The following is an 11,962-nucleotide window of genomic DNA, read 5'->3' on the forward strand; positions in this document are numbered from 1 at the left end:
GAGAGTAGGACATCGCCAGGCTTTAAATTATGAACGACTTGTCAGCGACGACAAGTAGTCCACTGCGGAGTGGTAGTTCAGTTGGTTAGAATACCGGCCTGTCACGCCGGGGGTCGCGGGTTCGAGTCCCGTCCACTCCGCCACTTATTCGATAACCTCGCCTAGTGCGAGGTTTTTTCGAATCTGAAGTAAGATAAAGTTTTAGGGGTGTAGCTCCAATTGGCAGAGCAGCGGATTCCAAATCCGCGTGTTGGGAGTTCGAATCTCTCCACCCCTGCCATATTTAAGGCTCTAGCAGAAATGCTAGAGCCTTTTTGNGAGGTTTTTTCGAATCTGAAGTAAGATAAAGTTTTAGGGGTGTAGCTCCAATTGGCAGAGCAGCGGATTCCAAATCCGCGTGTTGGGAGTTCGAATCTCTCCACCCCTGCCATATTTAAGGCTCTAGCAGAAATGCTAGAGCCTTTTTGCTTTTTACCGGTCTAAATTCCAGTCAATTAATCCCTCGTCCCGCTAATTCTGATGATGTAATGTAAGTGCTTACTAATCTCAGCCTCATTTATTCATAGCCAAACCACAAACTTCATTTCTTTATGAGAATTATTCTCAATATTTTGTTACATTTTGGTCGTTATTACTAAAAGGCAACAAATATGGATATTTCCCGTCGTAAGTTTATTCAATCATCTCTAGCTATATCTGCACTAACCGTCCTACCTGCTTGTTCAATGAAGCGGTCTGTTGATGAGCAAGGAAAGTTCGTTTATGACTTAACTGCTGAGCCTTCAACCGCTGAGTTGGTGAAGGGATTTAGTACTAATGTTTTAGCCTTTAATGGACAGATTCCAGCGCCGATTATTCGCTGTCGACAAGACGAAAAGGTAACGATTCGATTTACAAACAAGCTATCAGAACCGACCACAATTCATTGGCATGGCCTGAGAATTCCGATCGAAATGGACGGGGTTCCTTTCTTAAGTCAGCCTCCGATTATGCCTGGTGAAACCTTTGTCTATGAGTTTACGCCACCAGATGCGGGTACATTCTGGTATCACCCACACATGAATAGCGTTAAACAACTTGGTATGGGCTTGGTCGGGCTTATTATTGTTGAAGAGAGCGCGCCGGTTCAGTTCGATGAAGAGCATGCTCTGATGCTTAAACATTGGCATATCGACAAGCAAGGTCAGTGGAAAGACTTGATGATCCCTCGTCTCAGCGCTCGTATGGGCACGCCAGGAGAGTGGAGCAGCGTCAATGGTGTACATGAACCCATCTATCAATTGAAGCAGAACGCAACGACTAGGCTGCGTATCGCGAATGTTGATAACACGATTACTTATCCTATAGCCATTGAAGGGGCTGAAGCATGGGTCATTGCCATTGATGGCAACCCTGTAAAGACACCTTATAAGCTTACTCAACACAAAATTGGCCCAGGTATGCGTGTCGATCTCGGGCTGATTGCTCCAAAGGCAGGGCAGCGAGTGAATGTTTTGCAAATGAAAGGACGCTTTCCTTTTTCCTTATGTGAGTTTGAGGTTGTAGATTCCACGCTAATAGAAGGTCAAATACTTCCTTCATTGCCTCTCAATCCCGTGCCTAACTTAGATCTCGCTAACGCAGAAGAAATCGATTTTGTGTTTGAGTGGGAAGGGGCGGTCTCACCGGTATCTAAAGATGGGAAGTCGATGCCTAAGTTTTGGCTTACGAATAAACGCGCGTGGGAGGGAATGAGCAAAGACAATATTCCCGATCCGTTGGCGACTTTAGAGTTAGGCAAAACTTATATATTCGACCTTAAGAACGTTACTCAATATCACCATCCAATTCATATTCATGGTCATACATTCACTGTATTGGAACTTGATGGTAAAAAAATAGAAGAACCGTTCCATACCGACACCGTGTTACTTGGGAAAAATGGTCGAGCGAAAGCTGCGTTTGTTGCAGACAACCCTGGACGTTGGATGTACCACTGTCATGTAATTGAGCACATGAAAACAGGTTTGATGGGATATATTGAAGTTAAGTGACACCTGTAACGTTTAATATTTGCACATGCATTCTTAGTTTCTACCCTCGCTTTTATCGGCGGTAAAGCTAGAATATAGGGACTGTTATTTGGGAGGATTCATGGGACAGCTATCTATTTTAGGTTTTATTGCCATTGGTGGTGCATTTGGTGCTTGTTCGCGCTATTTGATTTCAGAGTTATGTGTAGTGATGTTAGGGCGTAGTTTTCCTTACGGTACGCTAACTGTTAACGTAATCGGCTCCTTCATTATGGGTTTGCTCATCGCCGCATTTGAAAATGAGATGGTTGCGACTGAACCATGGAGACAGATCATCGGCCTTGGTTTCCTTGGGGCACTGACTACGTTCTCTACATTTTCGATGGATAACGTACTTCTTATGCAGCAGGGCGCGTTCTTTAAGATGGGGCTCAATGTGTTGCTCAACGTGGTTCTCAGTATCTCGGCTGCATGGATCGGCTTCCAACTTTTGATAAAGTCTTAAAACTTTCTTACGATTTGTTAACAACTCGGCTTGGTTTATCCAAGCCGTTTTTATATACTCGATCGAACTTGTCGGAGTGCCATATGGCTGAGACCGTTAACTCGGGATCCGTTGAACCTGATCAGGCTAATACCTGCGAAGGGAACAAGAGTAGATATCTAACTAGAACCCTTCTAGAGATCTATCTCCAGATCACAACTGTATTTCTTACCGTGATCCCTCTTGTAGCATCTAATCCGTCAAGCATTTTTATCCCTATAAATAATGGTTAAAAGCCAAGGAAAAATGCTATGTCGAGTCGTAAACAAGCAAGACTGGAAGCGAAGAATTTCATCGATTCTTTATCCGTACAACCTTATCCAAATTCAAAAAAAGCTTATATCCAAGGATCTCGCGAGGACATTCAAGTCCCTGTACGAGAAATATCCCTCGCAGATAGCCTTGTTGGTGGTACCAAAAAAGAGCCTGTATTCGAACCTAATGAGCCGATTCATGTCTACGATACCTCAGGTGTTTATACCGATCCTACGCATGAAATAGACCTTTATAGCGGCCTTCCTAAGTTGCGAGAGCAATGGATTGAAGAGCGTGGCGATACGGAATTGCTCGATGATGTAAGCTCTGTTTACACCAAAGAACGTTTAGAGGATGTAACCCTAGACGACCTTCGTTACGGAAACTTGCCTCGAATTCGTCGCGCTACTGGCAACCAATGTGTAACTCAATTGCATTATGCTCGTCAGGGAATTATCACTCCTGAGATGGAGTACATTGCGATACGTGAGAACATGGGGCGTCAGAAGTTCGCTGATGAACAGCTTAATCACCAACACCCTGGCCATAATTTTGGCGCAAACCTGCCAAAAGAAATTACCCCTGAGTTCGTGCGTAAAGAGGTTGCTGAAGGTCGAGCTATTATCCCTTCAAATATCAATCACCCTGAATCTGAGCCGATGATTATTGGCCGAAACTTCTTAGTGAAAGTGAACGCCAATATCGGTAACTCTTCTGTTAGCTCTTCGATTGAAGAAGAGGTTGAGAAGCTAGTATGGTCGACTCGCTGGGGCGGCGATACCGTAATGGACCTTTCTACTGGCCGTAATATCCACGAGACTCGCGAATGGATTCTACGTAACAGCCCAGTGCCGATTGGTACGGTTCCTATGTATCAGGCGCTTGAGAAAGTGAATGGCGTAGCCGAAGACCTTAACTGGGAAGTGATGCGCGATACCTTGATTGAACAAGCGGAGCAGGGCGTTGATTACTTCACTATTCATGCCGGTTTGCTTCTTCGTTACGTTCCTATGACGGCTAAACGTGTGACAGGCATTGTCTCTCGTGGTGGATCTATCATCGCGAAATGGTGTCTTGCACATCATCAAGAAAGCTTCTTATACACACACTTCCGCGAGATCTGTGAGATCTGTGCGAAGTACGATGTTGCTTTATCACTAGGTGACGGCCTACGTCCTGGCTCTATTGCAGATGCCAACGATGAGGCTCAGTTCTCGGAGTTACGCACTCTAGGTGAGTTAACTAAAGTTGCTTGGGAATACGACGTTCAGGTGATCATTGAAGGTCCTGGACATGTACCTATGCATCTTATTAAAGAGAACATGGATGAGCAGTTAGAGCATTGCCATGAAGCGCCTTTCTATACGTTAGGTCCGCTGACCACTGATATTGCACCAGGTTATGATCACATTACCTCTGGAATTGGTGCAGCTATGATTGGTTGGTACGGCTGTGCGATGCTTTGTTATGTAACGCCTAAAGAGCATTTGGGCTTACCAAATAAAGAAGATGTGAAGACTGGCTTGATTACTTACAAGCTGGCAGCACATGCAGCAGACTTGGCAAAAGGGCATCCGGGCGCACAAATCCGAGATAATGCATTATCTAAAGCTCGTTTTGAATTCCGTTGGGAAGACCAATTTAATCTAGCTTTAGATCCAGAAACAGCACGCTCTTTCCACGATGAAACTCTGCCACAAGAGTCGGGCAAGGTTGCTCACTTCTGCTCTATGTGTGGACCTAAGTTCTGCTCGATGAAGATTTCTCAAGAAGTTCGAGAGTATGCGAAAGACACAGAACAAGTAGCCGCAGATCAGGCTATAGAGATTAAGATGCTAGATAACCCGTTAGAGGGAATGCGTCAAAAATCACAGGAGTTCCGTGATACTGGCTCTGAACTTTATCACCCTGCTGTAGGCGCAAAAGAAGCTCAATTAGAGGAATAATGACAGTGAAGATTCTCATCCCATCTCAATACATCGAGTTAACGGGGGAGGTTCAAAACTGTCTATTGGTTGCTAAACGACAAGGTTTAGCAACTGATGCAGTTGAGTTGGGTGTAAGCCCAACTCGATACTTCTCTATCGTTGATGCTCAACAGGCACTATCTATTGGCTTTGCTCATGATGTTGATTCATTGGCGGAGTGTCAGTTAGCGCAACTGAACCATGTTGTTGATTACAGTAATTCAGTTGCTTTAACCGATGTTTGTGCCGCTTTGACTCAAGCTTCGAATACCGTCTATATCGGAGTCTCCGATGATTCAGCTGTGTTAGATATCTGGTCACACTTAGATGCTAATCGTGTTATCAAGAGTGAAACTACAGCTCCTCAAGAATTAGATAGTCGCGGTCACTTTGCTTGGCTACTTACTTTATTGGCGTTGGAATTCCCATTGGAAGACGCGCTGGTTTTAGCTCGCGCTGCATCGAATGTTTCACGTGGAACATGGCCATCACACTATCAAAATTTTCCTATTCCTGTCCTAGAAGATGAACGACTGGATATCAGTGTTGGTTGGGCCAACCAAGGGACATCACTTTCCTTCCCTGAGTTGAGCAAAAGTAGCCTCGGTTTATACCCAGTGGTTGATGATGTTGAGTGGATAGAAAGGTTGCTTAAGCTTGGAATCAACACCGTCCAACTGCGTATTAAGAACCCTCAACAAGCCGACTTAGAGCAACAAGTCGCACGATCTATCGAACTTGGTCGAGAACATAACGCTCAGGTTTTTATTAATGATTACTGGCAGCTTGCACTTAAGCATGGTGCTTTTGGTGTGCACCTTGGGCAAGAGGATATTGAAGAATCAAACCTTTCCCAACTGAGCCAAGCGGGCATTAAGATCGGTCTATCTACTCATGGTTATTATGAGTTGCTGCGCATCGTCCAAATCAATCCAAGCTACATTGCACTAGGCCATATATTTCCGACTACGACGAAACAGATGCCATCAAAGCCTCAAGGCTTGGTGCGTTTATCTCTGTACCAACAGCTAATTGATACCATCCCATACACAGAAGAACTTACTGGTTATCCGACGGTTGCTATTGGCGGTATTGACCAATCGACTGCTGCGCAGGTTTGGGATTGTGGTGTATCGAGCTTGGCGGTTGTACGTGCGATTACATTAGCGGAAGACCCACAAAAAGTGATCGAATTCTTCGACAATCTGATGGATCCTAACTCTTCAATGACGAATAAAGAGGTTATGCGGGAGCCTAGCTATGCTGAGTGACTTTGAGTTCATTCGTTACCAACGACAAATTGCATTACCTGAGGTTGGTGAGCAAGGGCAACGAAACCTGTTAAACAGCCATGTGTTGGTGATTGGTTGTGGTGGCTTAGGTAATGCCGCTGCTCTCTATCTCGCAGCTTCTGGCGTTGGAAGAATCGTGTTGGTCGATGACGATTGTGTTGATTCATCCAACCTGCAGAGACAGGTAGCGTTCAAGGAGAGCCAATTAGGTTCACCTAAGGTCGAAGCACTTAAACAACAACTGAATGAGCTCAATGACCGCAGCCAAGTAAGAACCATCAATCAACGAATGAGTGAAAGCCAACTTGAATTAGAAGTCATGTTGGCTGATCTCGTGTTGGATTGTACTGACAACTTCGCGTCACGCCAGCAGGTTAACCGAGCTTGTTTTAAGGCTAATACACCTTTGATATCGGGTTCTGCAATCGGCTGGAAAGGTCAATTTATTGTCTTTGATTATCAGAACCAGAAAGGGTGTTATCACTGCCTTTTCCCGTTTGAGCACCATTCACAAACAACGCGTTGTAGTGATAGCGGCATCATTGGTCCAGTGGTCGGGACTATAGGTAATCTCCAAGCTCTTGCTGCTATTCAGTGTATTAGCAGTGGAGAGTTTAAAGTCGCAACACATCAACTAAAGTTGTTCGATGGCCAGACCATGAACTGGCAAAGCCTATTGGTCACGCAAGATAGCGAATGTCCGGTTTGCAACACAACAGCGATCCAACACCTACAAGAAGAAGCACAATGAGCCACATAACTATTTCTATAAACGAGCAACCAGAGCAGGTCGCGCAATCGTCGTCTCTTTCAGACATCATCCAAGCACTATCGCTACCTGATTTGGGGTGTGTATTTGCTATCAATAATGCGGTTGTACCACGCAGCCAGTGGCAACAAACCATCGTCAATGAAGGCGATTCCATCTCTCTTTTCCAAGCTATTGCAGGGGGCTAACCATGTTAACCATCGCAGATAAAACGTTTCAATCTCGTCTGTTCACTGGAACCGGCAAGTTCGCAAACAAGCATTTGATGGCGAGTGCTATTGAAGCGTCAGGTTCTCAACTGGCAACCATGGCGCTAAAGAGAGTCGATATTCGTTCTGAGCAAGATGATATTTTGCAGCCAATTATTGATGCTGGCGTAAATCTACTTCCGAATACCTCTGGTGCGAAGAACGCGAAAGATGCGATTTTCGCCGCGCACCTGGCTCGTGAAGCACTCGGAACTAACTGGCTAAAACTTGAGATTCATCCGGACCCAAAGTACTTGATGCCAGACCCAATCGAGACACTTAACGCTGCTGAGCAACTAGTGAAAGATGGCTTTGTTGTGTTGCCTTATTGCCACGCCGACCCTGTATTGTGTAAGCGCTTAGAAGAGGTAGGTTGTGCTGCTGTGATGCCACTCGGTGCGCCGATTGGTTCGAATAAGGGCATCGCGTCAGCCGACTTCCTAGAGATCATTATCGACCAAGCTAACGTCCCTGTGATCGTTGATGCTGGCATTGGTGCTCCATCACACGCTGCTCGTGCAATGGAAATGGGTGCTGACGCTGTGTTAGTGAATACAGCGATTGCTGCTTCTCAACAACCTGTTGAAATGGCGATTGCCTTTAAGTTGGCAGTTGAGGCGGGTCGTATGGCTTACCTTGCTGGGTTAGCAGGTCCGGTGTCTCATGCGGTTGCATCCAGCCCGTTAACCTCATTCCTAGACGAGTAGTATTGCCATGACGTTTGTTGATCGATTTAAACAGCTCAACTGGGATGACATTGGTATGTCCATCTTCAGTAAAACGGCGGCGGATGTTGAACGTGCTTTGAGTAAACCTAAACGCGACTTAGAAGATTTTAAGGCTTTAATTTCTCCGGCAGCAGAACCTTACTTAGAGCAGATGGCACAACAATCGTTGGCGCTAACGCGTAAGCGGTTCGGTAATACGATATCGCTGTATATTCCTTTGTACTTATCGAACTTGTGTGCGAATGCGTGTACCTACTGTGGCTTCTCAATGGAGAACCGAATCAAGCGTCGTACATTAACTTTGGATGAAATTGATGCCGAGAGTGCGGCCATCAAAAAGATGAAATTCGATAGTGTATTGTTGGTGACCGGTGAGCACGAAACTAAGGTTGGGATGAAATATTTTCGTGAGGTGCTACCGAATATCAAAGCGCAATTTAACTACCTCGCAATGGAAGTGCAGCCGCTCGATCAAGATGATTACGCGGAACTTAAAACAATCGGCTTAGATGCTGTGATGGTTTACCAAGAAACATATAGCCCAAGTACCTACGCTGAGCACCACTTGCGTGGCAACAAAATGGATTTTGAATACCGGCTTGAAACGCCTGATCGTCTGGCAAAAGCGGGTATTGATAAGATAGGGATTGGTGCTTTGATTGGCTTGGAAGACTGGCGAACAGACTGTTTCTTTGTGGCCGCTCACTTGGATTATTTAGAGCGTACTTACTGGCAAACGCGTTACTCGATTTCGTTCCCACGCCTTCGTCCTTGTGAGGGTGGTTTGCAACCTAAGTCGATTATGAGTGATAAGCAGTTGGTGCAACTTATCTGTGCTTATCGACTATTAAACCCTGAGGTGGAGTTGTCTCTTTCGACTCGTGAGTCTGCAACGTTCCGCGATAACGTGTTGCCGTTAGGTATCACTAGCATGTCTGCCGCGTCAAAAACTCAACCTGGTGGCTATGCTTCGGGTGAGGAAGAGCTTGAGCAGTTTGAGATAAGTGATGAGAGAAGTGCAGTTGATGTTGAGGCTATGATTCGTCAACGCGGCTTCGACCCGGTGTGGCGAGATTGGCACAGTGCTTACTCAGGCTAACTCACATCCTGGCGAATGTTCCACGTGAAACATCAGTAATGTGAAATCGATAAACAAAAACGGCTACCTTAGGGTAGCCGTTTTAATATCTAACTGAGTCAACTAGTTTTGGTTCAGTTACCTGCCTAGCAAGGAATTAAGCGTGAGCAAGTGGAGTGGTTGATTGGCGTAGCCATTCCAACGTATCACCTTCAACTAGTGGGCTAACATCGTTCCATACTTTCTGGTGGTAATCGTTCAGCCATGCAAGTTCAGGTCGCGTCAGTAGATCGACGTTGATGTTGCGCTTATCGATAGGGCAACGTGTTAGCGATTCAAACGTTAGTACTGAGAAGTCACCTTGAGTAGGAAGCTCAACTACCAATTCTAGGTTCTCGATGCGGATACCAAACTCATCAGCACGGTAGTAACCCGGCTCGTTTGATAACACCATACCTTCAACAAGAGGGACGTCGATCAGCTTCTTAGAGATGCTTTGCGGACCTTCATGAACACTTAGGAAATGACCAACACCGTGACCAGTACCATGATCGTAATCGAAGCCTTCTGCCCATAAGTGCTGACGCGCTAGGATATCAAGTTGGAAACCACGAGTACCTTGTGGGAAACGCGCACGTGCAATGCCGATGTGACCTTTAAGCGCTAATGTGAACTGCTGAATCATTTCGTCGCTTGGTTGGCCAATTGCAATAGTACGAGTGATGTCGGTTGTACCATCTAAGTACTGACCGCCTGAATCGACTAGGTACAGAGTATTCAGTTCTAGCTGACCTGGTTCAGGTTGATTCTCATGGTTGTAGTGACACATAGCTGCGTTGCCGCCTGCTGCTGAAATGGTGTCAAAACTTAGGTCCATCAACGTTGGATCTTGCTCGCGGAACGATTGTACTTTGTCAGCCAACACCGCTTCGTTGTGTAGGTTACCTTGCGCGACTTCAGCATCAATCCAAGACAAGAACTTGGCCATCGCAACACCATCACGAATGTGACACGCCTTCATGCCCGCTATTTCAGTTTCATTCTTAGCTGCTTTTGGCATTAAGCATGGGTCTGCTGCTTCAATGATATGAGCGCCTGCGTTTTGTAGAACAAGTGTGTACCAAGCATTGCTTGTACCTGAATCAACTGACACATTCTTACCTTCTAAAGATTGAAGACGAGCTTCAAGTTCAGATGGGTGAGAAACACGAATACCATTACCAGCGTGCGCTTCAAAGCCAGCAGGGATACGAGCTGGGTCTAAGAAGAAATCGACACTTTCATCGGCGTTAATGATGGCATTAGATAATACAACCGGTAGGCGAGACACGTCCAAACCACGAACGTTGAGTAACCAGCAAATAGAGTCTAGTTCAGTCAGGATTGCGGCATCCGCACCTTTAGCTTTTAGTAAGCCTGCAATTTCAGCGCGTTTGCTTTCACTTGATTGACCAACGGCGTCGGTCGCCATTAGGCGAACATCAGATACAACAGGCTCAGGACGATCAGACCAAAGCTCATCAATCGGGTTTGCTGTTAATGTTGTGAGTTCAACTTTATCAGCCAGTTTCGCTTGTGCGCCTTTCAACCAAGCTGCTGTGTGCATACGTGGATCGAATGCAACCTTGCTGCCTTGTGCTAGTGAATTGATGATCCAATCTAAAGCCGGCTCTTCAATAAGGTGGCGATACTCAAATAACTCTGCTGGTACCTGCTTACGAACCTGAACGGTATAGCGACCATCAACAAAAATAGCAGCGTTTTCACGAGTGATAACGGCTGCACCTGCAGAGCCAGTGAAACCAGTTAACCAGTGAAGTCGCTCGTTATGAGCTGGAACGTATTCGCCTAGGTACTCATCTTCGTGTGGGATGATAACGGCATCTAGTTGGTTTGCTTCAAGCCAAGCTCGAACCGCAGTAACGCGTTCCGCAGTGATATTGTGCATCTGTGTTTATCCTTATTGTTAGGGTCCTTGTTGACACTCACAGTCGATATAAATGCGAGGGGACTTATTAGGTCAATAAGCTAGCGCTTTTGTTCGTTTGCTGCAAACGCTGTACGCCATTTTTATCTAAGGTGCAGAGTTTTTTCTTTGATGATATCTCGCAACCAAGTTAACGCTGGGTCATTTTCTCTATCACGGTGCCAAAACAGAGTGTATGCCATCGGTGGAAATTCCATTGGTAGAGGGACAACGACTAAGTCGAGCTGCTTGGCAACAAGGTAGGTGAAGTGACTTGGTGCCGTAAACACAAAGTCAGTGTAAGTGCATAGGCTAGCCGCACTGTTGAAGTCGGGAACAGAAATAGCGATATCACGTTGGTGACCAAGGTCGGCAAGTTTGTAGTCGAGTAACCAACGATCGTTACCATCACACCTTACTTGTACATGACGCTGTGCGAGGTAGGTTTCCAGATCCCATTTGCCGCTCAGAGCAGGGTGGTTACGTCTTAGCACACACATTTGCGCATCGCGATAGATCTCTTGTTCGCAAATATCATCTGGCGGCAGCATGGTTAAACGCGCGTCGTTGATGTCGATGTCTTTACCCGTGAGTCCGATATCGAGCTCACCAAGCTGCAATTTCTTGAAGGTTTGCTCTGTCCAAGCGTGGGTGTTGATATTCACCTTAGGGGCTTGTCGAAATATCGCTGGTAAGAAATGGGGAAGAATCAGCGGGTAAACACTCTCAACAGCCGCAATGTGAAAGCTATGGTCACTGTTGTTGGGAATGAACGTCTCTGGTTGGGTCAGCACATCAAGTTGGTTGATCAGTGTTTCTAATCGAGGTTTGAGAAAGACGGCCTTTGGTGTTGGCCGCAAACCATGAGCACTTCGCGTAAAAAGAGGATCATTAAATTGCTCACGAAGTTTGGCTAATGACTTACTAACCGCTGACTGGCTTAGGCACAATCGGTGCGCGGTGCGAGTAACACTCAGCTCTTCCATCAGCACCTGCAAGCAAACTAATAGATTGAGGTCGAGGCGTGATAGTTTCTCGATATTCATGTGAGTTTCCTATTTGGAATAATGCTAATGAGTATATGCCATTTTTGTTCATATCTT

General features: G+C 45.8%; 10 protein-coding genes, 3 tRNA genes and 1 riboswitch. Of the genes, 11 read left to right on the top strand and 2 right to left on the bottom strand.

What is annotated here, in order from left to right; all coding sequences use genetic code 11:
* The first annotated feature begins 66 nt into the window (after positions 1 to 66).
* The 11 genes from L1D37_RS22935 to thiH all read left to right on the top strand — a co-directional run bounded on the left by L1D37_RS22935 (position 67) and on the right by thiH (position 8,914).
* Positions 67 to 143, top strand: a tRNA-Asp gene (locus L1D37_RS22935).
* A gap of 60 nt (positions 144 to 203) precedes the next feature.
* Positions 204 to 280 (top strand) — tRNA-Trp (locus L1D37_RS22940).
* A gap of 73 nt (positions 281 to 353) precedes the next feature.
* Positions 354 to 430: transfer RNA gene (locus L1D37_RS22945), tRNA-Trp, on the top strand.
* Positions 431 to 650: 220 nt separating this feature from the next.
* Entirely contained in the window at positions 651 to 2,033 is a 1,383-nt protein-coding gene (locus tag L1D37_RS22950; protein WP_239849249.1) for a multicopper oxidase family protein, read from the top strand.
* A 100-nt stretch (positions 2,034 to 2,133) separates the two neighbouring features.
* Positions 2,134 to 2,517 carry a fluoride efflux transporter CrcB gene (gene crcB, locus L1D37_RS22955; RefSeq protein ID WP_239849250.1) on the top strand — a complete coding sequence of 128 codons (384 nt, stop codon included), beginning with the start codon at positions 2,134 to 2,136 and terminating at the stop codon, positions 2,515 to 2,517.
* Positions 2,518 to 2,579: 62 nt separating this feature from the next.
* Positions 2,580 to 2,678: riboswitch (TPP riboswitch) on the top strand.
* 129 nt (positions 2,679 to 2,807) lie between these two features.
* Positions 2,808 to 4,757, top strand: a complete 1,950-nt coding sequence (gene thiC / locus L1D37_RS22960) for a phosphomethylpyrimidine synthase ThiC (protein ID WP_239849251.1) — start codon at positions 2,808 to 2,810, stop codon at positions 4,755 to 4,757.
* Positions 4,757 to 6,049 (top strand): thiamine phosphate synthase, encoded by a 1,293-nt coding sequence (locus L1D37_RS22965; RefSeq protein WP_239849252.1) that lies wholly within the window; start codon positions 4,757 to 4,759, stop codon positions 6,047 to 6,049. Before thiC ends, L1D37_RS22965 begins: the two co-directional genes overlap by 1 nt.
* Complete coding sequence (locus tag L1D37_RS22970; RefSeq protein ID WP_239849253.1) at positions 6,039 to 6,821, top strand: HesA/MoeB/ThiF family protein; 783 nt, start codon at positions 6,039 to 6,041, stop codon at positions 6,819 to 6,821. Before L1D37_RS22965 ends, L1D37_RS22970 begins: the two co-directional genes overlap by 11 nt.
* On the top strand, positions 6,818 to 7,027 hold the full coding sequence (thiS, locus tag L1D37_RS22975; protein ID WP_019820040.1) for a sulfur carrier protein ThiS: 210 nt from the start codon (positions 6,818 to 6,820) through the stop codon (positions 7,025 to 7,027). Before L1D37_RS22970 ends, thiS begins: the two co-directional genes overlap by 4 nt.
* Before the next feature lie 2 nt (positions 7,028 to 7,029).
* Positions 7,030 to 7,794, top strand: a complete 765-nt coding sequence (locus tag L1D37_RS22980) for a thiazole synthase (protein ID WP_239849254.1) — start codon at positions 7,030 to 7,032, stop codon at positions 7,792 to 7,794.
* Positions 7,795 to 7,801: 7 nt separating this feature from the next.
* On the top strand, positions 7,802 to 8,914 hold the full coding sequence (gene thiH / locus L1D37_RS22985; protein WP_239849255.1) for a 2-iminoacetate synthase ThiH: 1,113 nt from the start codon (positions 7,802 to 7,804) through the stop codon (positions 8,912 to 8,914).
* A gap of 136 nt (positions 8,915 to 9,050) precedes the next feature.
* Here the strand turns inward: thiH and L1D37_RS22990 are convergent, their stop codons facing one another.
* Complete coding sequence (locus L1D37_RS22990; protein WP_239849256.1) at positions 9,051 to 10,841, bottom strand: aminopeptidase P family protein; 1,791 nt, start codon at positions 10,839 to 10,841, stop codon at positions 9,051 to 9,053.
* A gap of 122 nt (positions 10,842 to 10,963) precedes the next feature.
* On the bottom strand, positions 10,964 to 11,905 hold the full coding sequence (locus L1D37_RS22995) for a LysR family transcriptional regulator (RefSeq protein ID WP_012605070.1): 942 nt from the start codon (positions 11,903 to 11,905) through the stop codon (positions 10,964 to 10,966).
* Between the last annotated feature and the right edge of the window lie 57 nt (positions 11,906 to 11,962).

The sequence above is a fragment of the Vibrio sp. Isolate33 genome, assembly GCF_022397895.1.
In the GTDB taxonomy this organism is placed as follows: domain Bacteria; phylum Pseudomonadota; class Gammaproteobacteria; order Enterobacterales; family Vibrionaceae; genus Vibrio; species Vibrio pomeroyi.